Annotated in this window: 25 protein-coding genes; 10 read left to right on the top strand and 15 right to left on the bottom strand. The window is 64.5% G+C overall.

Annotated elements, in window-relative coordinates; translation table 11 throughout:
* Nucleotides 1–10 precede the first annotated feature (10 nt).
* Nucleotides 11–634 carry a high frequency lysogenization protein HflD gene (gene hflD, locus AC1DE1_RS16215; RefSeq protein WP_441602450.1) on the top strand — a complete coding sequence of 208 codons (624 nt, stop codon included), beginning with the start codon at nucleotides 11–13 and terminating at the stop codon, nucleotides 632–634.
* 10 nt (nucleotides 635–644) lie between these two features.
* Here the strand turns inward: hflD and AC1DE1_RS16210 are convergent, their stop codons facing one another.
* Entirely contained in the window at nucleotides 645–1,970 is a 1,326-nt protein-coding gene (locus tag AC1DE1_RS16210) for an MFS transporter (protein WP_477177578.1), read from the bottom strand.
* 239 nt (nucleotides 1,971–2,209) lie between these two features.
* Here AC1DE1_RS16210 and aqpZ point away from each other — a divergent pair, with 239 nt between their 5' ends.
* Nucleotides 2,210–2,911, top strand: coding sequence for an aquaporin Z (gene aqpZ, locus AC1DE1_RS16205; protein WP_441602352.1), 702 nt, complete (start codon nucleotides 2,210–2,212; stop codon nucleotides 2,909–2,911).
* A gap of 77 nt (nucleotides 2,912–2,988) precedes the next feature.
* Here the strand turns inward: aqpZ and gloA2 are convergent, their stop codons facing one another.
* The 4 genes from gloA2 to rnk form a co-directional block, all read right to left on the bottom strand.
* The gene (gloA2, locus tag AC1DE1_RS16200) at nucleotides 2,989–3,384 is read right to left on the bottom strand and encodes an SMU1112c/YaeR family gloxylase I-like metalloprotein (RefSeq protein ID WP_477177577.1); all 396 of its coding nucleotides are present in this window, start codon (nucleotides 3,382–3,384) and stop codon (nucleotides 2,989–2,991) included.
* A gap of 4 nt (nucleotides 3,385–3,388) precedes the next feature.
* Entirely contained in the window at nucleotides 3,389–4,345 is a 957-nt protein-coding gene (gene epmA / locus AC1DE1_RS16195; RefSeq protein ID WP_441602354.1) for an EF-P lysine aminoacylase EpmA, read from the bottom strand.
* Nucleotides 4,342–6,732, bottom strand: coding sequence for an NAD-dependent DNA ligase LigA (gene ligA, locus AC1DE1_RS16190; RefSeq protein ID WP_477177576.1), 2,391 nt, complete (start codon nucleotides 6,730–6,732; stop codon nucleotides 4,342–4,344). The genes epmA and ligA overlap by 4 nt, the downstream gene beginning before the upstream one ends.
* A gap of 101 nt (nucleotides 6,733–6,833) precedes the next feature.
* Complete coding sequence (gene rnk, locus AC1DE1_RS16185; RefSeq protein ID WP_441602356.1) at nucleotides 6,834–7,244, bottom strand: nucleoside diphosphate kinase regulator; 411 nt, start codon at nucleotides 7,242–7,244, stop codon at nucleotides 6,834–6,836.
* Nucleotides 7,245–7,491: 247 nt separating this feature from the next.
* On the opposite strand from rnk, the gene AC1DE1_RS16180 reads away from it, so the two are divergent.
* Nucleotides 7,492–8,967: an MFS transporter gene (locus tag AC1DE1_RS16180; RefSeq protein ID WP_477177575.1), complete on the top strand. Its 1,476-nt coding sequence runs from the start codon at nucleotides 7,492–7,494 to the stop codon at nucleotides 8,965–8,967.
* Nucleotides 8,968–9,029: 62 nt separating this feature from the next.
* Complete coding sequence (locus AC1DE1_RS16175; protein ID WP_477177574.1) at nucleotides 9,030–10,265, top strand: cation:proton antiporter; 1,236 nt, start codon at nucleotides 9,030–9,032, stop codon at nucleotides 10,263–10,265.
* Nucleotides 10,266–10,322: 57 nt separating this feature from the next.
* On the opposite strand, the gene AC1DE1_RS16170 is transcribed toward AC1DE1_RS16175, so the two are convergent.
* Together AC1DE1_RS16170 and fabV are read right to left on the bottom strand one after the other, a co-directional pair.
* Complete coding sequence (locus tag AC1DE1_RS16170; protein WP_477177573.1) at nucleotides 10,323–11,741, bottom strand: cryptochrome/photolyase family protein; 1,419 nt, start codon at nucleotides 11,739–11,741, stop codon at nucleotides 10,323–10,325.
* 90 nt (nucleotides 11,742–11,831) lie between these two features.
* Nucleotides 11,832–13,037, bottom strand: coding sequence for an enoyl-ACP reductase FabV (gene fabV / locus AC1DE1_RS16165; RefSeq protein WP_441602360.1), 1,206 nt, complete (start codon nucleotides 13,035–13,037; stop codon nucleotides 11,832–11,834).
* 226 nt (nucleotides 13,038–13,263) lie between these two features.
* Here fabV and AC1DE1_RS16160 point away from each other — a divergent pair, with 226 nt between their 5' ends.
* The 4 genes from AC1DE1_RS16160 (at nucleotide 13,264) to AC1DE1_RS16145 (ending at nucleotide 16,841) form a co-directional block, all read left to right on the top strand.
* Nucleotides 13,264–14,583 carry an OprO/OprP family phosphate-selective porin gene (locus tag AC1DE1_RS16160; RefSeq protein ID WP_477177572.1) on the top strand — a complete coding sequence of 440 codons (1,320 nt, stop codon included), beginning with the start codon at nucleotides 13,264–13,266 and terminating at the stop codon, nucleotides 14,581–14,583.
* 129 nt (nucleotides 14,584–14,712) lie between these two features.
* Complete coding sequence (locus AC1DE1_RS16155; protein WP_477177571.1) at nucleotides 14,713–14,985, top strand: hypothetical protein; 273 nt, start codon at nucleotides 14,713–14,715, stop codon at nucleotides 14,983–14,985.
* Entirely contained in the window at nucleotides 14,982–15,236 is a 255-nt protein-coding gene (locus tag AC1DE1_RS16150; RefSeq protein WP_477177570.1) for a hypothetical protein, read from the top strand. The genes AC1DE1_RS16155 and AC1DE1_RS16150 overlap by 4 nt, the downstream gene beginning before the upstream one ends.
* A gap of 15 nt (nucleotides 15,237–15,251) precedes the next feature.
* Nucleotides 15,252–16,841, top strand: coding sequence for a PepSY-associated TM helix domain-containing protein (locus AC1DE1_RS16145; protein ID WP_477177569.1), 1,590 nt, complete (start codon nucleotides 15,252–15,254; stop codon nucleotides 16,839–16,841).
* Here AC1DE1_RS16145 and AC1DE1_RS16140 read toward each other — a convergent pair.
* Nucleotides 16,835–17,158, bottom strand: coding sequence for a DUF2384 domain-containing protein (locus AC1DE1_RS16140; protein WP_441602365.1), 324 nt, complete (start codon nucleotides 17,156–17,158; stop codon nucleotides 16,835–16,837). The genes AC1DE1_RS16145 and AC1DE1_RS16140 overlap by 7 nt on opposite strands.
* 238 nt (nucleotides 17,159–17,396) lie before the next feature.
* Entirely contained in the window at nucleotides 17,397–18,824 is a 1,428-nt protein-coding gene (gene pdxR / locus AC1DE1_RS16135) for a MocR-like pyridoxine biosynthesis transcription factor PdxR (RefSeq protein ID WP_477179136.1), read from the bottom strand.
* A 102-nt stretch (nucleotides 18,825–18,926) separates the two neighbouring features.
* Here pdxR and AC1DE1_RS16130 point away from each other — a divergent pair, with 102 nt between their 5' ends.
* Both AC1DE1_RS16130 and AC1DE1_RS16125 read left to right on the top strand, forming a co-directional pair.
* Entirely contained in the window at nucleotides 18,927–19,364 is a 438-nt protein-coding gene (locus AC1DE1_RS16130; RefSeq protein ID WP_441602367.1) for a carboxymuconolactone decarboxylase family protein, read from the top strand.
* A gap of 13 nt (nucleotides 19,365–19,377) precedes the next feature.
* Entirely contained in the window at nucleotides 19,378–19,830 is a 453-nt protein-coding gene (locus AC1DE1_RS16125) for a cupin domain-containing protein (RefSeq protein WP_477177567.1), read from the top strand.
* Here AC1DE1_RS16125 and AC1DE1_RS16120 read toward each other — a convergent pair whose 3' ends face one another.
* The 6 genes from AC1DE1_RS16120 to zipA form a co-directional block, all read right to left on the bottom strand.
* A complete protein-coding gene (locus tag AC1DE1_RS16120; protein WP_477177566.1) occupies nucleotides 19,831–21,489 on the bottom strand; it encodes an esterase/lipase family protein in 1,659 nt (552 codons plus the stop codon).
* Nucleotides 21,490–21,620: 131 nt separating this feature from the next.
* On the bottom strand, nucleotides 21,621–22,292 hold the full coding sequence (locus tag AC1DE1_RS16115) for a Rossmann-fold NAD(P)-binding domain-containing protein (RefSeq protein WP_477177565.1): 672 nt from the start codon (nucleotides 22,290–22,292) through the stop codon (nucleotides 21,621–21,623).
* Between the two features lie 26 nt (nucleotides 22,293–22,318).
* Nucleotides 22,319–23,179: an SDR family NAD(P)-dependent oxidoreductase gene (locus AC1DE1_RS16110; protein WP_477177564.1), complete on the bottom strand. Its 861-nt coding sequence runs from the start codon at nucleotides 23,177–23,179 to the stop codon at nucleotides 22,319–22,321.
* A 50-nt stretch (nucleotides 23,180–23,229) separates the two neighbouring features.
* The gene (locus AC1DE1_RS16105) at nucleotides 23,230–23,802 is read right to left on the bottom strand and encodes a TetR/AcrR family transcriptional regulator (protein ID WP_477177563.1); all 573 of its coding nucleotides are present in this window, start codon (nucleotides 23,800–23,802) and stop codon (nucleotides 23,230–23,232) included.
* 64 nt (nucleotides 23,803–23,866) lie between these two features.
* The gene (locus tag AC1DE1_RS16100) at nucleotides 23,867–25,438 is read right to left on the bottom strand and encodes a phospholipase D family protein (protein WP_477177562.1); all 1,572 of its coding nucleotides are present in this window, start codon (nucleotides 25,436–25,438) and stop codon (nucleotides 23,867–23,869) included.
* A gap of 201 nt (nucleotides 25,439–25,639) precedes the next feature.
* Complete coding sequence (zipA, locus tag AC1DE1_RS16095) at nucleotides 25,640–26,611, bottom strand: cell division protein ZipA (protein WP_477177582.1); 972 nt, start codon at nucleotides 26,609–26,611, stop codon at nucleotides 25,640–25,642.

Here is a 26,611-nt window from a genome sequence, read left to right as displayed (position 1 = left end):
AATTTTCGCGATGAACGAAGAGCGCGTGTTGGCCCTGGCGGGTTTGTTCCAGGCCACCACGCTCGCCCAGCAGCTGGCCAACGATGGCCGCTGCGACGACATCGCCATGGCCTCGAGCATGGCCAGCGTGTTCCGCATCGATGCACCGTCGGTCGTGGGCGTGTACGGCGATGTCGGCGCCGTGCGCCTGGGCCTGCGCCAGCTGATCACCCTGCTCGACGAGAACAACCGCGATGTGGCCATCACGCGCATGGCCTTCACGGTGATGCGCCTGGAGCGCAGCCTGTCACGCCGCAGCGATCTGCTGGATCGCCTGCAGCAAGGCATCGCCGCCGCGCAGCGACAGGTCGAACACTTCGGTGCGGATTCGCCGCAAGTGGTGAAGCGTCTGGCCGAGCTGTATGCCGGCACGCTTTCCACGCTCAAGCCGCGCGTGATGGTCACCGGCAATCCGCAGCAGTTGCAGCAGCCGGCCGTGGTCGAAAAGGTTCGCACCAACCTGCTCGCCGCCGTGCGTTCGGCCGTGTTGTGGCGGCAGCTGGGCGGGCGCCAGTGGCAGATGCTGCTGTATCGCAAGCAGTGCAGCATGTTGGCGCGTGGGCTGTTGACGGGTTCGACCATCAACAACCCCTGAGGGCTTGCGCTCAGTCGGTCATCAACTGAGCTTTGCCGCGCCCCTTGACCAGCAGCCACACCGCCGCCGCAACACCGACGACCACCGTAATCGTCACATAGTGCGCAGCGGCCATGCGTCCGGCCGTCCCGGCGAGGTAGCCGATAAAGGTGGCGGTGCAGGCACCGAACACGGCATAAGCCACGTTGTAGGCGAAGGAAATGCCGGAGAAACGGATCGGCGCCGGAAACGCCGCCACCATGATGGTGGGCACCACCGCCACGGTACCGACCAGAAAACCGGTGAGCCCATACAGCGGCAGAAAATGCGCGCCGCCTGCCGCCAGATCACCGAACAGCGCATAGGTGACAGTCACCAAGGCGACCGAGCCGGCGATCAGTGTCCAGGCGGCGCCAATGCGATCGACCAGCCAGCCAAATGCCACGCAGCCCACGCATAGGCAAAAAGCGGCGATGCTATTGCCCAGGAAGGCCACGTCAGCAGGAATGCCGAACGACTTCTGCGCCAGGCTGGGCAGTCCCAGAATCAGCACCAGGATGGCCGCGGTGAGCGTCCAGGTGACCGCCATGGAAATGGCCACGCTGGCGCCATGACCCGCCAGCACGGTTCGCAGCGGCAAGCCCTCGCTCAATGCCTTGCGCGCATGCAGCTCGGCAAATACCGGCGTTTCGCTCAACCAGCGACGCAGCCACACGGCCACCAGGCCGAACACGCCGCCCAGCACAAACGGCAGGCGCCACCATCCGCGCAACACATCGGCGGGCGAAAAGTGATGGTTCATCCATGCGGCCGTCAGCGAGCCGATCAGGATGCCCGCGGTGAGGCCGGAGGTGAGGCATGCACAGGCAAAACCGACCCGCCCGCGCGGCGCGTGCTCGGCCACGAACACCCAGGCGCCCGGCACTTCGCCACCAATCGCCACGCCTTGCATCACGCGCAGGCACAGCAACAGCAGCGGCGCCAGCAGCCCCACCGAGGCATAGACCGGCAGCGCGCCAATCGCCAGCGTCGGCAGCGCCATCAGGAAAACGCTCAGCGTGAACATGCGCTTGCGACCCTGCCGGTCGCCGAAGTGAGCCATCACGATGCCGCCCAGCGGTCGGGCCAGATAGCCCGCGGCGAAGATCGCGTAAGTCTGCAACTGGGCCAGCCACTGCGGCATGTCCGGCGGAAAAAACAGGTGGCTCAGCGGCAGTGCAAAAAACACGAACACCACGAAATCGTAAAACTCCAGCGCGCCGCCCAGCGAGGCGAGCAGCAGGGTCTGGATGTCACGCGCGCCCATGCGGCGGACGGGGGCTGCCAAGGTTGGCGTGGTCGGAAATGCTTGCGTCATCGAAGGATCCTGCAGTACCAGGCGAAAGCGACGGGGCAGCATACACAAAGGAAAAGCCTCTTCGGTATGTAAGCCTTCACCGATCTGGACCGGGACGTGGACTACTCCTATGGCCAATTTTGTTAGCCTACGCGTACTCGAGCCATGCACTAAGAGCCTGTTTCAAATCGGGATCGTTGTGGAAGTCACGCATGGATGCGCTCGAGCCATTCCCTGAAAATCTGGCAAGGAGAGTCCCCGTGAATATGGGCAAGCGTTTGGGAGCAGAGTTTTTTGGCACGTTCTGGCTGGTCTTTGGCGGCTGCGGCAGCGCAGTCTTCGCGGCAACCTTCCCTGAGTTGGGCATTGGATTTGCAGGCGTCGCCCTCGCCTTCGGCCTCACCGTGGTGACCATGGCGTATGCGGTGGGTCATATTTCCGGTGCGCACTTCAATCCCGCAGTAACTGCAGGCATGTGGGCCAGCGGCCGTTTCCCGGCCAAGGACGTGATCCCTTACTGGATCGCACAAGTGGTGGGCGGCGTGGCTGCCGGCGCCACCATCTACCTGATCGCCAGCGGCAGGCCGGTGTTTGATCCGGTGGCAGGCGGCTTTGCCTCCAACGGCTACGGCGAGCATTCGCCGGGGCAGTATTCGTTGGTGGCCTGCATGGTTGCGGAGTTCGTGCTGACCGCGTTCTTCCTGATCGTGATCAACGGCACCACGCACAAACTGGCGCCGACTGGCTTTGCGCCGCTGGCCATCGGCCTCGCGCTCACGCTGATCCACCTGATCTCCATCCCGATTACCAACACCTCGGTCAATCCGGCGCGCAGCACCGCGGTTGCGGTATTCCAGGGCAGCTGGGCCATGGGGCAGCTGTGGATGTTCTGGGTGGTTCCGCTGATCGGCGGCATCGTGGGCGGCCTGATCTATCGCCACCTGCTGGACTGGCACGACTAAGCGCCTGACCATTGCTCCACCTCGAAATCCAGCGGCTTATTCGAGCCGCTGGATTTTTTTATGGGTACGTCGACGCCTCAGGCTTCGTACAACTCGATCGGAAGACCGTCGGGGTCGGCGAAGAAAGTGAAGCGGCGATCGGTGAATTCATCCACGCGCACGGGTTCGCAGGCCACACCGCGCTGCTCCAGCGTGGCGATCACCGCGTCCACGTCTGGCACGGCAAACGCGAGATGGCGCAATCCTTGTGCCTCGGGCCGTGATGGCCGCGGCGGTGGCGACGGAAACGAAAACAGCTCGAGGCTGACGCCCGGCGAGACTTCCAGATCCAGTTTCCACGAGTTGCGCCCAGCGCGGTACACCTCGCGAATGACGCGAAAACCCAGCGTCTGGGTGTAGAACGCTTTCGACCGCGCATAGTCCGAACAAATCAACGCCACATGATGGATGGCGGGCAGCAAACTCGACGCCATGCCTTCAGGCCTCTGCAAAGGGAAAAGTGAGCACGTCGGCGATCGCGTCCGTGCCCACCAGGCACATCAGGAGACGCTCGATACCCATGGCCACGCCGGCGCAATCGGGCATCGCGTCCAACGTGTCCAGCAGGTTCTCGTCCATCGGAATGGCCGGTTGGCCGCGCGATTGACGTACCGCGTTGTCGCGCTCGAAACGCCGACGTTGTTCGGCCGCGTCGTTGAGCTCGTGATAGCCATTGGCCAGCTCATAGCGCCCCAGAAAAAGCTCAAAGCGCTCGGCCAGCGGAGGATCGCCCGGCCGCACTTTCGCGAGCGCGCACTGCGAGGCGGGATAGTCATGGATCACGGTGATGCGGTTGCGCGGAAACGAGGGCTGCAGGCGATGGGTGATGAGCAGATCAAGCCAGTCGTCGCGCGTCAGCCCGTCCGGATGGATGTTGAATTCCTCAAGCGCCAACTGCAGCTGCTCGATCGGCGCGTGCGCCGGATCGATGCCAAGCTCGTCGATGAAGAGCTGCCGGTAGCCTTCGATGCATATTTCCGCGCGCGATCCCATCATCGCCAGTGCAGCCTCGACGAGCGCGATGGTTTCTTCCATCAGCTGCCGATGATCCCAGCCCACGCGATACCACTCGAGCATGGTGAACTCGGGGTTGTGGCGACCGCCGGCCTCACCGTTGCGAAACACGCGGCCCATCTCGTAGCAGTCGCCAACACCGGCGGCCAGCAAGCGCTTCAACGGATATTCCGGCGAGGTGCGCATCCAGCGTTCGCGTGCACCGGCATCGACATGGCCACTGAAACGAGCGCTGAAACTCTCGATGTTCGGATCGGTGTTGCCGGCTGCCGACAGGATTGGCGTTTCCACTTCCAGCACATTGCGTTCGGCGAAGAACGCCCGGATCAGCGCGTATAGCCGTGCGCGCAGATGCAGGCGCCCTGCCATGTGCAGGTTCATGCGCCACCCTCGTGGGTGGCGAGCAGCTCGAGCAGGCGCGCCTCGTCCCACACTTCCACGCCCAGTTCCTGCGCCTTGTCGAGCTTGGAACCGGCCGCCTCGCCCGCCACCACGAAGCTGGTCTTCTTGGACACCGAACCGGCAACCTTGGCGCCCAACGCCTCCAGCCGCTCCTTGGCGGCGTCGCGACTCAGCGACGACAGCGTGCCGGTGAGCACGATGGTCTGGCCTTCCAGCGGCGCGGTGGCGGCCTTGGTGCTCTTGGGAATGGCATTGAGCAACTCCCACATGGCCGCGTCCGCTTCGCGCAGCTGCTGCAGCTTCGCCTTGTCGGCAAGAAAAGCTTCGAGATTGGTCAATGCCGCCGAAGGCAAACCGGCCGTCACCCAATGCGCAGGTCCGGCCGCAACCAGCTTGTCCAGTGAGGTAAACCGTTCGGCCAGCAGCTTGGTGCTCTTGGGACCGAGCTTGCTCACGCCCGCCATATCCAGCAGCAATGCCAGATCCAGGCGCTGGTGCAGCTTGGGCGAAGGATGGGTTTCATCGGAAAACACGATGCCCGAAGCGAGCAAGGCATCGACCACTTCCTGATTGCCGTCCTGCGCGAAGAACGCGGCGATGGAACGCGCGACTTCATCGCCGATGTCCGGCAACACCCGCAGCACCGCCGCCGGCATGCGACGGATCACCGCCAGGCTGCCCAGCCACGCCGCCAGCGTCTTCGCCGTGCTTTCGCCGATATGCATGATGCCCAGCGCAAACAGGAAGCGAGGCAGGCTGGTGTGCTTGCTGGCCTCGATCGCCTCGATCAGGTTCTCGGCCCACTTGGTGGCCACCTTGCCCTGCTTGACGGTTTCCGGTGTGGAGCCATCGCTCTCATCGGCACGCCGCTTCATCTCCAGGAAATCGTCCAGCGTCAGCGAGTAGAGATCGGCGGGCGTATGCACATAGCCGAAATCCACCAGTGCTTCCACGAAGCGCTCGCCCAGGCCGTCGATGTCCATGGCGCGCCGCGCGGCGAAATGAATCAGCGCTTCCTTGCGTTGCGCCGCGCAGATCAGGCCGCCCGAGCAGCGCCAGGCGGCTTCGCCTTCTTCGCGTACCAAGGCCGAGTTGCACACTGGGCAATGCGTGGGCATATGCCAGGGATGCGTATGCGGCGGACGCAGTTCGGGCATCACGCGCACGACTTCGGGAATCACGTCGCCGGCGCGCCGTACGATCACCGTGTCACCAACGCGCACATCCAGGCGTGCCACCTGGTCGGCGTTGTGCAAGGTGGCATTGCTGACCGTAACGCCGCCCACCTGCACCGGTTTAAGGCGGGCCAGCGGCGTGGCCGCGCCGGTGCGGCCGATATTGATCTCGATCGCTTCGACCGTGGTGGTCTGCTCCTGCGCCGGGAACTTGTGCGCCACCGCCCAACGCGGCGCGCGGGACACGAAGCCCATTTCACGCTGGCCCGCGTAGTCGTCCAGCTTGTACACCACGCCGTCGATATCGTAGGGAAGCTTGTCGCGCTTGGCGCCGATGCGCCGGTAGTAGGCGATCAGACCATCGAAACCCTTGGCGCTGCCCACTTCGGGCGACACCGGAAAACCCCAGTCGCGCAGCTTGGCCAAGGTCTTGGAATGCGTGGCCGGCAGCTCGCCGCCCCGCACGTCGCCCACCGCGTAAGCAAAGAAGCTCAGCTTGCGGCGCGCCGTGATGGCCGGATCGAGCTGGCGCAGCGAGCCTGCCGCGCCATTGCGCGGATTGGCCAGGGTCTTCTCGCCATGCTCGCGGGCGCGTGCATTGAAGGCTTCGAAATCCTTGTGCAGCATGATCACTTCGCCGCGCACTTCCAGCACGCGCGGCCAGCCTTCGCCGCGCAGGCGCAGCGGAATCGCACGTACGGTGCGCAAGTTGGCGGTGACGTCCTCACCGGTCTCGCCATCGCCGCGCGTCGCGCCCTGCACGAACACGCCGTTTTCGTAGCGCAGGCTGATCGCCAGGCCATCGAGTTTGGGCTCGACCGAAAACTCAGGGTTGCGACGGTCCAGGGTCTGCTCGATGCGGCGCTCGAACTCGGCAATCTCGCGGAAGCGTTCGCGATCGCCCTCGCCGTCCAGTTCGAAGGCGTTGTTCAACGACAGCATCGGTATCACGTGACGCACTTCGGCGAAGCCGCCTTGGGCACGCGCACCGACTCGCCGCGTGGGCGAGTCGGGCGTGGCCAGCTCCGGGTGTGCCTGTTCGAGCGCTTCCAGCGCGCGCATGGCGCGGTCGTACTCGGCGTCCGTGATCTCGGGGTCGTCGAGTACGTGGTAGCGATGGTTCGCGCGTTCAATCTTGTCGCGCAGTTCGGCGGCCTGGGCGCGCCAATCGGTGGCCTGACTCTGGCTCATGCGGGTGTCCTCATGAGCGGAAGTTTACCTAAGCTCGACTCGCTTCGGCCCGATTGCCTGTAAATCCCGCGGCAGTCGTGAAGAAGGCGTGCATAAGGGCGTCAGCGATGCAGATCGCCCGACGCTTCAGGTTGATATTCGATGTCCAGCACGCGCAGCTCACGGCGGTGGCCGTCCGGCGTGGGCCATTCGATATGCTGGCCCACCTTCAGGCCGAGCAACGCACTACCCACGGGCGCCAGGATCGACACCGTGCCCGGCACCCCGGCGCCGGCGGGATACACCAGGGTGACAGTCAACTCGTCGCCGCCATCGTCGTCCTTGAAGGTGACCACGGAGTTCATGGTGACCACGTCCGGCGGTATCGCCGAAGACTCCACCACGTCGGCACGATCGAGCTCGCCGCGCAGCGCCTGGTATTGCCCGGCCTGCACCGGTGGCATGCGCTCGAGCATGGCTTCAAGGCGATCCAGGTCGCGTGTGGAAATGACAATCGGTGGCTTGCTGCTCATAGGGACTCCTGTCGTGCGGATGCGCCTGCGACGATCCGCCAGCTATCGCAAAAAGAGACGCGCCGGGACGCTGCCGCCCCGGCGCGATCGATTCATCGTGGTTTGCCGTTCACCGTTGCTCGTCGGGCTGCTTCGCTGTTGCGAGTTGACGCGGTGCGCACACGCGCACCCCAAAGATGAAACGCAGCCGACTTTGGACGCAGCGACCCGCAAAAGCAAGCTGCCATAGCAGCTATCATAATGAGACATGTCCGAGAATTTGGCCGCCACCCAAACCAACCTTCCCGTGCCGCCGCCAGGCGAGGAAGCGCCGGCTCCTGCTCCGCCACCGGAGTCCTCGCGCGATCGCTATCGCGGATTGATCTGGCTGGTGGCTGCCGCCTTCTTCATGCAGGCGCTGGACTCCACCATCGTCAACACGGCCGTGCCGGCGATGGCCGAGGCCTTGAACGTCACGCCGCTGGGCATGCGCACCGCGCTCACCAGTTACGTGCTGACGCTGGCGATCTTTATTCCCGCCAGCCCATGGTTGTGCGACCGCTTCGGCACGCGGCGCATCTTTGCGCTCGCCATCGCCACCTTCACCGTCGGCTCGCTGTTGTGCGGCATCGCGCAGAGCCTGCCGCAGCTGGTCGCCGCGCGAGTGCTGCAGGGCCTGGGCGGCGCGGCGCTGATGCCGGTGGGCCGCTACGTCCTCGTGCGCAGCGTCGACAAACGCGATTTCGTGCGAGCCATGAGTACGGTCGCCACGGTGGGCCTGCTCGGCTCGGTGCTCGGACCGCTGCTGGGCGGCGCACTGGCGCAATATACCTCGTGGCGACTGATCTTCCTGATCAATGTCCCGGTGGGCATGATCGGCATGTGGATGAATCGCCGCGACATGCCCGATTACCGGCTGGACGATGTGCACCCCTTCGATCTGCTGGGCTTTCTGCTGTTCGCTGCCGCGTCGGCCATGTTGCTGACCGCGTCCGAAGTTGCCAGCGGCGGCGGCGGACAATCGCTGCGCATCGCCAGCTTCGGCGTGCTCGCCGTCGTGTTCGGCGTGACCTATGTGTGGCACAGCCGCCGCAATGATCACCCCGTGGCGGATCTGAGCCTGCTGCGGGTACGCAGCGTATGGGTGTCGCTGGCCGGCAACCTGTTCACGCGCCTGGGCGTATCGGGCATGTTCCTGCTGCTGGTGTTGTTCCTGCAGGTGGGCTGCGGCTGGTCGCCCTTGATGGCCGGCCTGATGATGGTGCCGCAGGCGCTGGGCTCGATCACCGCCAAGTGGGGCATCAACCGGCTGTTGCAGCAGTTCGGATATCAAAAGTTGCTGTTCGCCAATACGCTGATCGTGGCGGTGATGCTGGCGTCGTTCGCGCTGCTCGGCAAGAGCTCGCCGATGTGGGTGATCGCGCTGATGGTCTATGTCTATGGCGGTTTCATGGGCTTGCAGTACACGGCCATGAATACCCTTATCTACAACGACCTGGACGTGAAGTTTGCCGCCCAGGCCTCGTCGATGGCGTCGACGGCGCAGTATCTGTCGATGAGCTTCGGCATTGCGCTGGCCTCGCTGCTGATGGAGGCCTTGCTGCAAGGCCATGCCCACGAAGACTACATCCCTGCGTTTCGGTGGACGGTGTTGTTGCTGGCCGTCGTGACCGCCACGGCCAGCTGGGTATTCAGCCGACTGAAGAGCGACGCCTCGCCGCGCTCGACGCACGCGTCCGACTGAGCGCAGGTTTCGTGCCGAGCATGTAGCATGCGTGGCATTCGACTGCCGCCGTGTACTTACGCATGCATCACGCCAGCGATATCCTGCTTACCCTCTTCATCGTCTTCATCGCCGCCCAGCTTGGCGGCGAGATCGCGCAGCGGCTGAAGCTGCCCGGCGTGGTGGGCGAGATCGCCGCCGGCTGCATCATCGGCCCTTCCCTGCTGGGCTGGATCACGCCCGACCAGGTGGCGCCTGGTACGCCGCTGGATGTGCTGGCGGAGATCGGCGTGGTCTTGCTGCTGTTCTCCGTGGGACTGGAAACACGGCTTGAAGACTTGAAGAAAGTCGGCAAGGTCGCCTTCATCGTCGGCGTGCTCGGCGTGCTCGTGCCGTTCGCACTGGGCGGTGCCTGGGCGCACGGCAATGGCTTCGACTGGAGTCGCTCGCTGTTTATCGCGGCGGCCTTTGTCGCCACCTCCGCCGGCATCACCGCGCGCGTGCTGCAGGAGCTGGGCGCGCTCCAGCGCATCGAGAGCAAGGTGATCCTGGGTGCGGCGGTGATCGACGACATCCTGGCCATGCTGCTGCTTGGCGTGGTGGTTTCGGTGCAAGGCGGCGAAGGCATCGATGTGGTGCACTTGCTCGCCGTGCTGGCCGGCGCGATCGGCTTCATCGCCATCATCGGTATCGGCGGTGCGCGCGTGATGCGCTGGAATTCCAGCTGGCTGGACAAGCCGCAGAGTCCTCACTCGGCGCTGGCCATCGTGCTGGCGCTTTGCCTTGGCCTGGCCTACGTGTCGACGCTGTTCGGCCTGGCCGCCATCATTGGTGCGTTCCTGGCCGGCATGATCGCCTCGGAGACGCGCCAGCAGCACACGCTCGAGAAGCAGACCCAACCTCTCCTCGCCCTGCTCACGCCGTTCTTCTTCGTCATCACCGGCAGCAAGATCGACCTGCACCAGCTGATGAACCTCGAGGCGGCGACCATGTTGCTGGTGGTCACCCTGATCGCCATTGCATCGAAGTTGATCGGCGGCTTTCTTGGATCGCTGTCGCTGGGAGCGCGTAGTGCCACCGTCGTCGGATTCGGCATGGTGCCGCGTGGTGAGGTGGGCGTGGTGATTGCCAGCCTTGGCTTGGCAGCGGGTGTGTTCACCGATCGCATCTACGCGATCATCGTGGCGATGTCGTTGTTGACGGCGATGGTGACGCCGCCGGTGTTGGCGTGGCTGTTGCGCAAATGGAGTGGACCCACATCCGTTCAACCGACATCTGTGGGAGCGCACCCTGTGCGCGACGACCCGACGGAGCGTTGAAGTGGAGGCCTGTCGCGCACAGGGTGCGCTCCCACAGGGGGACGGTGCAGCGGATCCTCAGCTCGCGCGCATGGTGCGATAAGCCATCAAGGCAGCTTCGCGACTCTCGCCCAAGTCCACCATAGGCGCGGGATATCCGGTGCGTTTCAGCAGGGCCGGATCCGTCCACGGTTCATGCAACTGCTTCAACGGCACCTCCGCCAACTCAGGCAACCAGCGTCGCAGATACTGACCCTCCGGATCGAACTTGTGCGCCTGCGTCACCGGATTGAATACGCGGAAATATGGGGCCGCATCAGCGCCGCTGCCAGCCACCCACTGCCAGCCCATCGTATTGTTCGCCAGATCAGCATCCACCAGCGTGTCCCAGAACCAGCGCGCGCCGTGATGCCAATGCTGCCTGAGGTTCTTGCACAGAAAGCTGGCCACGATCATGCGTACGCGGTTGTGCATCCAGCCGGTGTGCCAGAGCTCGCGCATACCGGCATCCACTAGGGGGATGCCGGTAAGGCCGCGTTGCCATCGCTCGATCGCCGTGGCGTCTTCGCTCGCCCATGGAAACCGGTCGAACTGCTCGTTGAAGTTCGCCGTAAGCGTCTTGGGAAAGTGATACAGGAGATGATGCGCAAACTCGCGCCAACCCAGTTCGCGCAGATAAGGCTCAATGTCCGGACGTCGACGCGCATCGGTGGCAGCCGCGCGATCGACCAGCTGGCGATGGATCTGCCGCGGCGAGATCTCGCCAAAGTGCAGATGCGGCGAGAGTCGCGAGGTGCCGTGTCGCGCCGGCAGGTCACGGGCACGCTGGTAATCGCTCACGGCATCATCCATGAAGATATCCAGCCACTCCTGTGCCCCCTGCTCGCCTGGTTGCCAGGTTTCTTTGAGGCCGCCATCCCAGGGGATGCGCGGCCATAGTCCGAGCGCTTCCAGCGGCACGCTGCCATCGATGTGGGTCGCCGGCAGCGACGCCGGCACAGCCAAGGGCTGCGTTACGTCCAGTTGCGGGCGCAGGCTGCGCCAGAACGGCGTGAACACGCGATACGGGCCCTGCTGTTTCGTCTCGATCCGCCAGGGCTCGCACCACAGCGACGCATTGAAGCTGTGCACTTCGATGCCTTGCTCGCGCAAGGCGGTCTTGAGCTCACTGTCTCGCGCGATGGAAGCCGGTTCGTAGACACGACTCCAATACACCGCCGTAGCGCCCGTGCGGTCGATCAGATCACGCATCACCTCAAGGCTATTGCCCTGCGCAAGATGCAGTGCATTGCCATGCTCGCGCAGCTGGGCATCGAGTCGCGCAAGGGAATGATGCAGCCACCAGCGGCTCGCGGCGCCGGGAGCCCACGCGCCCTCTTCATGCGGCGCATGAATGTAAAGCGGGAGGATGTGTTCGTGCGCCTGCGCGGCGGCACTGAGTGCGGGATGATCGGCGAGGCGTAGGTCGCGGCGAAACCAGACGATGGCGGTGCTCATGCCGACAGCTTAGTGAGCGCCTGAGCGGTTGTATGCCTCGTCTTTGGACGGTACCGGATGCCGCGCGATGGCGGCATCCGGTGGGGTCGATCAGAGTTCGATCACGTCGAAGCGGCGATCCGGGTTCACGTCTTCTTCGTAATGGATGTCGCTGCGGCCAAAGCCGAACAGGCGCAGGAAGTCGCTCTTGTAACCGGCGTAGTCGGTGAGCTGGTTGAGGTTTTCGGTGTTCACCGTCGACCACAGCGCCTTGCATGCCTGCTGCACATCGTCGCGCAGCTCCCAGTCGTCCAGACGCAGGCGGCCGTCGCTGTCGGTTTCGGTCGCGCCATGATCCTTGCGGTACAGGCGGTCGCGGAACATGCGGTTGATCTGCTCGATGGTGCCTTCGTGGATGCCCAGCTCCTTCATCACGCGGAAGGAAATGGCGATATACAGCGGCAGCACCGGGATCGCCGCGCTCGCCTGGGTCACCACCGACTTCATCACGCCCACGTAGGCATCCAGATGCTCGGCCTTGTGCTCGGCGACGAGCTGCTTGGCGGTGTTGTCCAGATGCTGCTTGGCCTGGCCGAGCGTGCCGTGCCAGTACATCGGCCAGGTGATCTCGGTGCCGATATAGCTATAGGCCACGGTCTTGGCATGATCGGCGAGCACGCCAGCCTTGCTCAACGCATCGATCCACAGCTTCCAGTCCTCGCCACCCATCACGGTGACGGTGTCCTTGATTTCCTGCTCGGTCGCCGGCTCCACCGACGCCTGCACCACGGTGTCGCGGTTGGTGTCGATCGAGTTGGCGGTGAAGGTCTCGCCGATGGTCTTGAGCGACGAGCGCACCACTTCACCGGTGTCCGGCAGCTTGCGCACCGGCGAGGCCAGCGAATAGACGACGAGGTCGATCTTGCCGCCCATCTCGTTTTTGATGATCTCGATGGCGCGCTCGCGCGTCTCGTTGGCGAACGCATCGCCGTTGATCGAGCGGCTGAACAGGCCGGCTTCCTTGGCGAGCTTGTCGAACGCCGCGGAGTTGTACCAGCCCGCGGTGCCCGTCTTGGTCTCGCTGCTGGGCTTCTCGAAGAACACGCCGAGGGTGGCCGCGCCGTAACCGAAGGCCGCGGTGATGCGCGAGGCCAGGCCGTAGCCGGTGGAAGCACCGATCACCAGCACGCGCTTGGGACCCTCGCCCAGGTCGCCCTGCGCCTTGGTGATGTTGATCTGATCGATCACGTTGTGCTCGCAACCGACCGGATGGGCCGTCACGCAGATAAAACCACGCACCTTGGGGTTGATGATCACTCGAGGACTCCTGGGAGGCGTTGCAAACCGCCATATTAACCCGCACGGCGGGCCATGCGCCTCCGTAGGGAAGCCCTGCCCCGCCACGGCAGGATTGCGGACGCTCGCTTCCTGCAGCTCCCACAGACCAAAGCTTCACCATCGCGGCACTATGAATAGCCCGGGCCAGCGCAAGGATGGCTGGCCGCCAGAGGTCAACAGCGGCAAGGGACGGGGGTGAGCGGGCATGGCGGATATCGCGCGCAAGACGCTGGCTGGCCATGCCCCGACATGGTTGAGCCTTGGCCTTGCCTGCGCGACGGCAGCGGGATGCGTCCATCAGCCGTCAAAACCATCGGCCGCCTCGACCAGCGCTTCTGAAGAAGCCTTGCCCGCCGCGCCTGCCTCCGGGACGTCGACGGCCAGCAATGACAGCGCTGCACTGGAGCACTTGCGCGAGTTGTCGCTGATGCGTCCCTTCGAAGGCGGCATCGACACGCCGGTGATCCACAACCAGATCCACGGCTACGTGATGGTCGATGCCGCCGACTACAACCATCAAGGCCTGGGCAATACGCAATTTTCGATACGGCGCGCCGACATCAGCCTCACTCACAATCTGCGCTTCGACTGGCTGTTCTATGCCGACGCGCAGATCGTGGACGGCCATCTGGAATTCAAGGATGTTTACGTTCGCAAGCAGACCAAGTATTTCGGCGTGGTCACCATGGGCAACCAGCAGGAACCGTTCGGCCTTGAGCAGTTCGGCAGTTTTCGCAACACGACTTTTCTCGAGCGCGCCACCACCAATGCGCTCGCACCGAGTCGCAGCGTGGGCGTCACCTCCAGCGATTTCCACGGCCCCTGGATATGGAGTTACGGCTTCTATACCGCCGGCACCAAGGACGAAGGCCGTACCCAGCGCGGCGTGGCTCTCACCGGTCGCCTGGCTTATCTGCTGAATACTGCGCGCGGCTCGTATCACCTGGCCATCGATTATTCGACGCGTCGCGCCGGCCCCGACAACGACCAGCAGTTCAAGTCGGCCTCGGAGGTGGCACTGTCCTCGGACGGCTATTTCCTCAACACCGGCGATATCACCGGCTCGAACAAGGTGCAGCGCTACGGCCTCGAAGCGGCGCACGTCAACGGGCCGTTCTCCTGGCAGGCCGAATATATGGAGGCGCATCTGCAACGCAGCGACGGTCTGCCTGCCCTGCGCTTCCGCGGCTGGTACGCCTATGCCAGCTGGATGATCACCGGAGAAAGCCGCGACTACCGCGAAGGCAACGCCACCTTCGGACCGGTGGTGCCGCATGCCTCCTGGAACGGGCATGGCGGCGGCGCGCTTGAAGTCGGCGCACGCCTGAGCATGACCGACCTCAACGATCGCGATGTGGTCGGCGGCAAGGAGACCAATCTCACCCTGGGCGTGAACTGGTACCTCGACAAATCGGTACGCCTCTCCGCCAACCTGGTCCACGCGCTGGACCTGAACAAGCCCGGCAACGAAAACAGCGGCAAGCATCCGTCTGCCATCGTGGGGCGTTTCCAGTACCAGTTTTAGGCGATGTCGCGAGTGCGGCAGATCGGCGCGGCGCTGCCGTCCGGCGACCCGCGCGGTTGACAGCATCGCCGTCAAATGAGAATAATTCTCAATATTCAAGCTGATGCAAAGCGGTTTCAAGGCGCCGACGTGATCACCTTTTGTGCCCTGTTGTTGACCCTGTCGGGCGCCGTGCTGGTCTATCTGGCCAGCGCGCAGCAGCGGCTGCGTGCCGTGTCCCTGCCCGCTTCCGCCCGCGGCCTGGGCTGGCTGATGGTGCTCCTGGGCACGGCTTGCTGGTGGTATGCGGCTGGCGTCGGACCGGGTATTACCGCGGCACTGACCATGCTGATGCTCACCTGGGTACTGCTGCCCTATCTGGCGTGGTGGCGCACCGAAGCCGCGGAAGTCGGCGAATCATGATCGCCCGCTGCCTCGCCGGCACGTTGCTCGGCTTTCCGCTCGCCGCCCTGTTGCTCGCGCTCTTGCTGTATGTGCTGCCAGGACACGGCCAAGCCTTGCTGATACCGGCGCTGATCCTGTTCTTTCCGCTGTGGACGGCCTTCATGGCCATCGCCTATATGTTTCGCAGCGGACCGCGCGCCTGGCTGGTGATGGGCAGCGCGAACATCGTCGTTTTTGCTGCGCTGTGGCTGCTGCGCCTGCCCGGCTGATACAGGGAAGTTGTGATGAAAGCCGCCACCCTCCGTACCTTCCAGACCGTGCATACCTGGACCGGCCTGCTCGCTGGCTTCGCGCTGTTCGTGGCCTTTTATGCCGGTGCGCTTACCGTCTTCCACGACGACATCGCCGCTTGGCAGAACCCGCCCTGGCGCGCCGCGGCCGACGCGAACGTGCCGATGGATACCCTGGTCGAACGTCTGCTCGCCCACCATCCCGAGGCACGCGAGGACTTCGGCATCGTGCTTGCGCGCGACAGCTCCCACGCCGCCTATGCGTATTGGGAAGCAAAGGACGGCAGCCGTTTTGCTACTGCCAGCCAGGTGGATGCGCCGCGCGCCGAAGCAGCAGAGAACGAACTGGCCGACTTCGTCTACGCCTTGCACGACTCGCTGGGACTGCCGGTGATCGGCCTGTATCTGATGGGCATCGTCAGCGTGATCTACGGGCTCGCCTTGCTGTCGGGCGTCCTGATCCACCTGCCGCAACTGGTGAAGGATCTGTTCGCCATGCGCGTGGGGCGCAACCTCAAGCGGCTCTGGCAGGACGCACACAACGCGATCGGCGTAATCAGCCTGCCGTTCCATGTGATCTTCGCGGTGACCGGCGCGCTGTTCTGTTTGTTCGGCATCACGCTGGCCGCGCTCAACACGGTGGCGTTCGACGGCAAGCTGTTCGATGCCTTCGCCAAGGCCACCAACACCACGCCGACGGTTACAGTCAGCGGCACCAACGCCAGCATGTTGTCCACCGATGCGCTGATTGAACGCGCACGCACCGAAGCACTGAAAAACGGCGTCACCACGTTCGAGCCCGACTATATGCACTTCGTGCACTACGGCGATCGCAATGCCGTGGCAGAAGTGCGCGGCCTATCGCAGCACACGCTGGGTTCGTTCGGCAGCGTGGCGATGTCGGCGCATGACGGTACGGTGCTGGCCACCTATGTGGGCGATAGATACAGCGTCAACGGGATCAGTTACGCCTCGCTGTTTGGCCTGCATTTCGGCAGTTTTGGCGGACGCACGGTGCAATGGCTTTATTTCATCCTCGGCCTGGCCGGCGCGTTCCTGTTTTATTCGGGCAACCTGCTGTGGATCGAATCGCGCCGCAAGCGCCGGCATGCGGAGCAGCCGCGCAAGACGCTGGTGATGGCGCGCGCCACCGTGGGTGTGTGCATCGGCAGCTGCCTGGCCATCTCCGGTGCGTTCGTGGCGACCTGGATCGCGGTGCGCCTGGGCGTGGATGCCGGCCTGCCGCAGCGCGTGGCCTGCTACGGACTCTTCCTCGCCGCGTGTGCCTATGCCTGCCTGCGACCGGTGGCCAGGGCGATGATCGAATTGTTGTGGGTCACGGCGGCGCTCACCGCCGCGATGGCTATCGTGGACTTGGCAAGCAATGCCGCGGCCATGACGCAGGCGTGGTCGCCGCTCGGCTGGCGGGTGATCGGCGTCGATCTCACCGGCATCGCACTAGGCATCGCCTTCGCGCTGCTTGCACGCGCGGCAACGCGAAGGGCGCGCAGCGGCAACGCCAACAGCGTGTGGGCGATCAAGACGCCGAGCCCCGTCGCGGTCGGAACGGAACGCCCTCAGTAAGCCATCCGCACGGCGTTGATGCGTGCCGATACCGGTGCATCGCTCAGTAGCGCGATCTCGTCCCAGACGGTGTCTGCCTCGCCATCGGCGAGCAACTCGTAAGCGGTTCGTCCATCGAACGCATTCTGATGACGGCACATCCAGCGCACCGCGCGCTGGCGATCACCGAGGCTTTGCACCAGCATCGCGGCCAGCGTGTCGTGGCGCTGCTCGAGCATGCTGAAGGCGCGCTCCATCACGTCGTCACGCAACGTGTTGATCTGGGCTAACTCAGTGGCGACGTCCTGAAACCTGATCGTTATCTTGCGCATGCCCATACTCCCTCCCCCGCGCCGTCCGGTGATGTCGCCCTGGGCCGCCCCGCCCGCCTGGCGGGAAAGACAGCTGGACTCCTATCGCCCTTCCGTGAGCCCTGCCGTTCTCGCTGCATGGCGACCGTGCTGCCCCTGCTCACCATGCGACCCGATCATGCTGAAGCAAATGCTGAATTCGCGTGAATTCGCAGCGCCCATCGACTAATACTTTTGGGTAAAACCGAAAGGCCGGCAGTGCCCCTTAAGCACTAGCCAGTAAGGCAGCCAGTTGCTGCATGGAGGCGTGAATGTCCTGCACCGGCGTGTCGCCATAGCCAAACTGCAGACCTTGTTGCGCGCGCCGCCCGGCGTAGAAGCGACTGATGCCGTAGAGCGCGATGGAGGCGGTGCGGGCGCGGGAAATCACCGCTTCCTCACGCATGCCCTGGCGCAACCGCGCGACCAGGTGGATACCGGCCGCCGGCACGATCGGCTCCAACCATGCGGACAAGGGACCTCGCAGGTGTTCCAGCAGCGCGGCCCGGCGTTCGGCGTAGTGCTTGTGCACCCGACCCACATGCCGGCCGAACTCGCCGTCCAGCATGTAGCGGCCGAGCGCGGCCTGGGTCAGGCTGCAGCCGTGCCAGTCGTTGATCTGTCGGGCCTTGAGGAAATCGGCGGCCAGCGACGGCGGCGGCACCACATAGCCGGTGCGCAGTTCCGGAAAAATCGTCTTGGAGAACGTGCCGACATAGGCCACCACGCCGCTGCGATCGAGGCCCTTGAGCGATTCCAGCGGACGTCCTTCAAAGCGGAATTCGCCGTCGTAGTCGTCTTCCACAATCAGTGCGCCGCGGCGCGAGGCCCACTCCAGCAAGGCCACGCGCCGATCCAGACTCATCGGCATGCCGAGCGGAAACTGGTGCGAAGGCGTCACATAGACCAGTCGCGCGTCATCGGGGAGCTCGTCGACGCACAAGCCTTCCGCATCCACGCGTACCGGTTTGACCCGCGCGCCCAGCGCCAACATGCTGGCGCGCGCCGGCGGATAGCCGGGCTCTTCGACCGCGACCACATCGCCGCGCTCGACCATCACGCGCGCGGCAAGGTCGATGGCCTGTTGCGCGCCCTGGGTCACCAGCACGTCCTGCCAGTTGCACGCCACCGCACGACTGAAACCGAGATAGCGCGCGATCGCGAGCCGCAACTCCTGCTCGCCGGCCGGATCCCGATACATGCCCCGCCCACGCGCCTGCGTGCGCAAGGCGTGCGCCACGCAGGCGCGCCAGGCATCGGCGTGGAACAGCGCCTTGTCAGTGACTCCACCCAGATAGTCATAGCGCAGCCGTTCGCCAGGCTTGGGCATCGACAAGGCCTCGGGAACCCGCTGCCATACTTTCGCCGCCTTGGGCGATGAGGCGCCGCGGGCGCGGGCCGGCGGCGGCGTGGCGAGTCCTTCGGCGACGAAGGTGCCGTCGCCTTGCCTGGCGACCAGGAAACCCTCGGCGATCAACCGCTCGAATACCTCGAGCGTGGTCTTGCGCGATACGCCCAACTGGCTGGCCAGATCCCGCGTGGACGGCAGCCGCGAACCCGCTGCCAGGCGTCCATCGACGATCGCCCCACGCAGTTGCTGGTAAAGCTGTCCGGCCAGGTCCCGGCGGCCGGCGATGGTAAGCAGGATGTCCATCAGTGGTTACCTCAAATATCTCAAAAATGGACATTTAAGAAGGCCAGTGAGAAGTCTAACCTGATTCCACTTTCCCACCGAATCCCCACTGAGGATCTCGTCATGAATCAGCGTCTCGACTTCTACAAAGCCAGCCCCGAAGCGATCAAGGCCATGGTCGGCCTGGAGCAGCGCATCGCCAAAAGCGGCCTGGAAAAATCCCTGATCGAACTGGTCCGCCTGCGCGCATCGCAGATCAACGGCTGCGCTTATTGCGTGGACATGCATTCGGCCGATGCCCGCAAGGCGGGCGAGAACGAACGCCGCCTGGCGACCTTGAGCGTGTGGCGCGAAACACCGTTTTTCACCGACCGCGAACGCGCCGCGCTGGAGTGGACCGAATCGCTCACGCTGATCGCCAGCAACCATGTGCCCGACAGCGTGTGGCAGGCCGTGCAGCCGCACTTCTCTGAAGAAGAACTGACCGACCTCACCTTGCTGATCGTCGCCATCAACGGCTGGAATCGTTTTGCGATCGCCTTCCGCAAACTGCCGGCCTGAGCGGAGCGATGCCATGAAAATGTCGCTCGCTCCCCTGGTCCTCTCGCTGGTCATGGCATTCGGCGCCGTCACGGCGCAAGCCCACGACGGTGGCGAAGAAACCGTCCAGCCGCTGATGAAGCAAGCCTTGCCCGACGTGCCCGGCAAGAACGCGATGATGGCTACCGTCACCCTCGCACCCGGCCAGAGCGCCGCGCCGCATCTGCATCCGGGCTCGATCTTCGCCTACGTGCTCGAAGGCCAGGTCGTGTCGCAGCTCGAAGGGCAGGAACCGAAAACCTATGGCGCCGGCCAGAGCTGGTACGAGCCGCCGCGGGCGCATCATCTGGTCACGCGCAATCCGAGCACGACCCAGCCGGCCAAATTGTTGGTGTGGGCCATCGTGGCGCCGCAGGATCCGATCAAGGTACCGCTGCCGCAAATCTCATCCGTGCAAAACCCGTTGCCTGCAATCGCCTCCCACTGATCACGGCGCTGAAGGCTGGCGAAGGATCTCCACAATCTTCGCCAGCACTTCATCGTTGAGATAGAGCTGGTGGCCGTCCTTCACGACGGTGGTGGAGACGGCGCCGGGAATCGTTGCGCTCTTCAACGGAACAAAGCCGTCACCCGGAGGATTCGTGCCAGGCAGGTTGCCGGCAAACGTGTAATAGCGCACCCCGTTCGCCGGCATCAGCGATTGCGCCGCATGACTCACGGGTTGTGCGTCGCGCAACGTGCTGATGCTGCTCAGGCCGTACTGCTCGTAATCCTTGGCCAGCAGAGGATTTTCGTGGGCGCGATTTTCCGCCGCCACGCGGACCAGGGCATCGAGTTCCGGCGCATGGGCGTGCACCACGCGCAACGCCACCTGCCCGATCAGGCTGTCGACATAGGGCGAGCCCAGGTGCGGTGCCGCCAGGAAGATCGTGCGCGTCACGCCGGGATAAGCATGGAAGCGAAATACCGAATCCACGATCGCGAGATCCGCGGGCGTGCCGCGCAACTGCTCTGTGGGAATATCGAACGCGGCCTTCCAGATCACATCGTTGCTGTCGGACACGATCAGCCGGGAAATGACGCCGCCCATGCTGTGCCCGATCAGCGTCACGTCCTGATGCGCCGGCGCGGTGCCATCGGGATCGAGAATATGCCAGGCCTGATCGAGCGAGCGTTGCACGATCAGCCGATTGAGCAACTGCGGCGTGTTGGTCGGGTAGACCACGTGCCAGATCTGATAGCGCGCCCGCAAATCAGGGTCGCCGTCGATGAGGTTGGTCAGCTTCGCCCACACCATCGGGCTGCGCCCCAACCCATGCACCATGATCACGGGCGTCTTGTTCGGATCGTAATCTTCCAGCAGATACAGCCCCTCGCGCAGCGCGAACTGCCGCCCGCCAATGAGGTTCCACAAGGCCAGCCGGTTGATGTGCGAACGATCGTAAAGCGCAGCCAGGGTCGCAGAGGGATCCGTCGCCAGAGGAACGCTGCGCTTGCCGATGGTGATGTCCGCGTGTTCGCGCATACCGGAAACGATCAGCTGCGCAACACCGTCAGCGCCAGGCTCCACCCATGCGGTAAGCGACCGGGTGATGCCCTCTGGCGGATAGAGCATGCAGATTGGCTTGTCGTTGCATCGCTTCTGCCACCCCACCATCGGCACGCCATAGCCAGGCGTCGCGAACCGCTCGCCCATCACCGGGGGAATGGTCACCTCGTCGGCGCGCGCCAAGGCCACCGGCCCATCGTCCAGGCTATCGGGAAGATCGCGGAATTCCACCCGCAGCGGCACGTCCAGTACGCGCATGGACTGCGAACGCCACGGGTCGGGTTTGACGTCCAACAGATAACCCAGCAACTCATGCGTGCAGTTGTCGGCAAGCGTCTGGGCTTCCGCCTGCTGGGCCGCGCTCCCCTGCTCCGAGGCCTGGTAAGCCACCACGGCGCAATGCAGCCAGTTGCGGGCGGCAAGGTCCTTGCGCTGGACGGCCGCCGTGTCACGCCACAGGTGGCGTGCTTCGTTCAGGGCATCATTCTTTGGCTGCCGCGAAAGACTGCTGCACGCCGCCAACAAGACCACACACGCCATCCAGACCAGGCGGTGGCCACGAGTCGAGCTCGGTTTGCCGGGAATACCTGAGCGCATGCGGGCACTCGTCGCCAGAGAGGTCGCAGACAAGGCGGGCCGAACCGTAGCACCCGCCGCCGGTTGAACGCCGCGCCACGCTACGCCATTCGTCCGCTCCGCGCACTAACACCTTAGGGCCACGGCCTGGATCAGCCCTGCTTGGCGGCCCGGTCGATGTCCGGGCACTCCAGCACGGGGCTGGGTCCGCCCGCCCTGGCCACCGCCAGCATGGCCTGGCCGATGGTGACCGTGCTCAGGATCTGCCGCGGAAACAGCGCCCGCAGCACGGGCACCAATGGTCGCGTCACGGCGTACACCACGCGGGACATCGTGGTCTTCGAACGCTCGCCATGCACCGCCTCGATGAAGCCCGGACGAAACAGGTAGACCGCACGGAAGGGCAGGCGCAGCAGCGCGTTCTCCGTGCGCCCTTTCACCCGCGCCCACATGCTGCGTCCCTGCTCCGTGCTGTCGGTGCCGGCGCCCGACACATAGACGAACACCATCGAGGGATTGAGCCGCGCCAGCGTGCTGGCCGCCGCCAGCGTCAGCTCGTAGGTGAGGCGGGTATAAGTCGCCTCGTCCATGCCCGCCGCACTCACGCCCAGGCAAAAAAAGCAGGCGTCGTAACCATGCAGCTGCGGTTCGATCGACGCATAGTCGAAGAAGTCCTGATGCACGAGCTCGCGCAGCTTGGGGTGATGCACTCCTAGCGAACTTCGTCCCAGCACCAGGACTTCTTCCACATCCTGTGCCGCCAGGCATTCACGCAGCACGCCCTGGCCGACCATGCCGGACGCGCCAAACAGTATGATTTTCACGTCCGGATCTCCTATGCCAGGCGCCGTTAGTACGCAGGAAACGCCGGGATGGCGTCCACGTCGTAGCCCGTGGAAAGGCTGACCTCGCGCCAGCGCTCGGCGGCGCTGATGCGCTGGGCGTCCACCTGACCGAAGTACTGCAAGGCATCGCTGCCCAGCAGCAGATGACGAGGCGGCTGCTCGTGGTAGCCCATCTTCAACACCACCTGCGCCACCCGCGCCGGATCGCCCGCCTGTTTGCCCAGCGCATCCTTGAGGCGTTCGCGGAACACACCCACCGAGGCCTGATAGTCGGGCAGCAGATCGCCCAGGGTGCTGTTGGCCTCGGCGGCCCAGTCCGTGCGCATGCCACCCGGTTCCAGCGAGCACAGCTTGATGCCCAGGTGCTCGACTTCGGCAGCCACCACTTCGGTGAAGCCGCCCACGGCCCATTTCGCCGACTGGTACGCGGACAGGCCCGGTGTACCAATACGCCCACCCACCGAGGAAATCTGCAGGATGTGGCCCGACTTCTGCGCACGCATCACCGGCAGCGCGGCTCGCGTCATATTCACCACGCCGTAGAAGTTCGTCTCGATCTGCGCGCGGAAGTCGCCTTCGTCGCTTTGCTCGAACGGTCGCGCGTGGCCGTAGCCGGCGTTGTTCACCAGGACGTCCAGACGGCCAAACGCCCTTACCGCCGCATCCACTGCGGCACGGCCCGCCGCCGGATCGGCCACATCCAAGGCCACCGCACGCACATGCTCGCCGTAACGCTCGACCAGATCGGCCAGCTGTTCCGGCCGACGCGCTGTCGCCACCAGGCGATCACCATGGGCCAGCACTGCTTCGGCGATATCCCGGCCGAGGCCGCGCGCACTGCCTGTTACCAACCATACCTTTGACATGACGTCCTCTCTATTGAGTGATTACACACTCATTTAATGGTCAAAACAAATCAGGCTTTGCCGATGGCGTTCCAGAACGCCTCGAAGCCTGCCGATCGATACTGCTCTGCCCGCTCCGGTTCGCGGGCGATGAAATCCATGGTGGTTTCCGCCAGCGACGTGAGCAGCGCGCCCACGAAAGCGGGGTCGAGCTCCTTCAACACGCCCTTGGTCATGGCCTCCTTCAACATGCCCTGCACATCGCCGAACGGTGCCGAGCCGGTCGCCTTGGTTTCGGGCGCGATGCACTGGGACACGCTCAGTTGCGCCATCACCTTTCGAGCCTGCGGATGCGCCACGCCCCAGTCGATATAAGTGCGCCAGACATGGGCCGCCCGCTCGCGGATGCTGGCGCGACGCGGATAGCCCGTTAGCATCGCCTCGCGCATGTCCACCTTCAGCTCCAGGTACAGCTGGTTGAGCAGCGTGTCCTTGCTGTCGAAGTAGGTGAACAGCGTGCCCTCTGCCACGCCTGCGGTGCGGGCGATCCGGGCGGTTGGCGCATTGATACCCTGCTCCGCGAACACCTGGGTCGCGGCATCAAGGATGGCGTTGCGCTTGTCTTCGCTGCGGGGGCGGGCCATGGGGATCAATAACTGAGTGACCACTCAATCATAGGGCCGCCCGCCCCGGACTTCAAGGGGTGGTTCAGAGCAGGCTTTCGATTGGCAGCAGGCCGCCGGCATTGACCTTGAAGCGCCGCCACCAGCTCGTTTCGGGTGCGTGGTCGTAACGCACGTCCGACTGGCCCGGACCCTTGCCCACCCAGTACACGCTGCCCTTGTCGTCCAGCAGGACCTGGTAGCTGTGGACCGGTTTGGTGGCGTCGGCAAAGATCGCCAGCAGCGCCTTGGCGAGCCCCGGCGAATCCACGATGACGCCGTCCTCGGTATTGATGTGGACCGAGCGCGGATCGAGATTCATCGAACCGACAAAGGCAAGTTGCTCGTCGACCACCATGGCCTTCGCATGCAAGCTGTTGCTGCCGGAGGACGAGCCGAAGAAACTGCTGCCGCCACGGCCCTTTCGCGCGTCCGGCTTCAGTTCGTACAGATGCACGCCGGCCTTCAACAGGCCCGTGTAATAGGACGCATAGGCCACGTAGACATTGCCGGCGTCCGTCGATGCCAGCGAGTTGGTGAGGATCGACACGTCGACACCGCGGTCGCACATGCCCTTGAAGTACGCCACGCCCTTGTCGCCCGGCACGAAGTACGGCGAGATCAAGGTGAGCCGCTGCTGCGCGCCATCCATCCACGCGCGGATCTGCGGCGCCATATGCAGGTCCTTGCCGTCAGCCGCGGGATTGCCCTTCTCCGGATCGTCCGCGAGATACGTGGCCGTGCCCCAGGCCCACGACGTAGCTGGCGCCTCATGTGCCAGGTCGCCCACGCGGGCGACCAGGCTCTGTGCATAGCCGCTCTCGCTGAACTGGCGCGCGCTCGCCGCCATGGTCTTGCGCAGCTGCGCCAGCTTCTCGGGGCTGGGCGTCTTGCGATGAAACGCGCCGATCGGGAATGACTGTTCGCTGTTCCAGTACCGATCGAACATCTGCCCGACCTCGGCCACCACCGGGCCAATCGTCAGCACATCCAGGTCGCGGAAATTGACGCTGTCGTTCGCGTCGAAATATTCGTCGCCGATATTGCGGCCGCCAACAATCGCCATGGCGCCGTCGGCGATCATCGCCTTGTTGTGCATGCGCCGGTTGAGGCGGGAGAAATCGCCGGCAAACTGCATGCCCATGCTCAAGCTCGACGTACTGCGATCCAGAAAGGGATTGAACAGGCGTATCTGGATATTCGGATGGCCATCCAGAATGCGCAGCACGTCGTCGTTGCCGGCCACGTGCAAGTCATCGAGCAGCAGGCGCACCCGCACGCCACGATCGGCGGCGGCCAACAGGCGTTGCGCGAGCAAGCCGCCGGTCGCATCGGAATGGAACATGTAGTACTGCAGGTCGAGCGAGTGCACGGCGCGGTTGGCCAGCGCAATGCGCGCCAGCAAGGCGTCGTTGGAATCGCTGATCAGGCGCAGCCCGCTGTCGCTGCCATGTTGCGCGGAGATGCGCTTGGCATACGCCTCCAGCGGTGCATCCGGCTGGACCGGCAACACCGTGCTGGGAACGCGTGGGTAATCGGGACGAAGATCCGAATGGGTGCAGGCAGCCAGCGCCAACAGCCCCAGACAGGCAAGGCGACGCAACAAGGTGCAGGCCATGTTCCCTCCTTGGTGCTGACTGTGTCTGAGGCGGCGGTTGTACGCAAGGTTGTTGTTGAACGGATGCCCCGCAGATCACCCACCCTTCCCTGTGGGAGCGCACCCTGTGCGCGACTAGGCGTCGCTACGTAGCCGCGCCTAGTCGCGCACAGGGTGCGCTCCCACAAGGGAGGGGTTGCTTCCAGTCAGCGCTGGCAAGGTTCAGCGCCCGAAGGTGATTTCCCGACCTTCGTGATCGCGGTCCCAGCCGCGCAGTTCGTCGCGGATATGCGCCACGCGCTGGCGGCCGAGGGCGTTGCGCTCCTCGTCCAGCACCTGGCCGTCCAGCAGCTCGGCCAGACGTTGCGCGGTGGGCAGCATGGCGTCCCATGCGTCCAGCGCGGGAATCGGCGCCGGTAGCGTCATGAAGAAGCTCAGGCCCGGCGTGCGCATGGCATCGACGCGGCTCAGGTCGAAGTTGCCCGGCTTGACCATATTGGCGACGCTGAAGATCGGGCCAAGCTCGCGCTTGCCGTCCACCAGGCGGTGATAAATGCCCATGTCGCCGAATTCCAGGCCGGTCTTTTCGGCCGCCACGATCAGGTCGGCGCCGTTAAACACATTGCCTTCGCGCGCCACCACGAACAGCGTAACGATACGCTCGACCGGCAGGCGTTCCGGACGACGACCGACGTCGGAACGCTGCGGCACGCGCGGCGCCTCCGGCGCCGGTGCGGGCGCCGGCGCGGCAACGGCCACGGGCTCCGGCTCGTGTACACGCGGGGCGGTCACCTGATCGGCACCCGTCGCCTGCGCCAGGCTCTGCTCGAATTTCTCCGGCGGTGCGCGCAAGGCATCGACAATCGATGCCGCCGCGCCCAGCGAGCGACCGACCGGCGCCGGCTCGACCCTGTCCTTGCCGCCCGCGAGCGTGGCGCCAAGGCGTTCCAGTTCCTCACGCAGACCGACATCCAGCTCACCCTGATGGGGCTGCTGGCGGGCGTCGAGTTCGTCCATGCGGAAATCGTCGTGCGCACTGAAGGACGGCTCGGTAGAGATATCGCCTTCGGTACCAAAGGTCGGCTCGCGGCGTTCGCCCGAGGCCGTCACGATCACCCGTCGCTTGCCCTGCTCTTTCCTGGGCTGGCCAAACAGCCACAGTCCCGCCAGAACAATCAGGCCGACGATGAGCAT

The organism is Dyella sp. 05T440, assembly GCF_056395965.1.
Note: the sequence above shows the minus strand (reverse complement) of the source record. Positions and strands in the feature narration are given on the sequence as shown.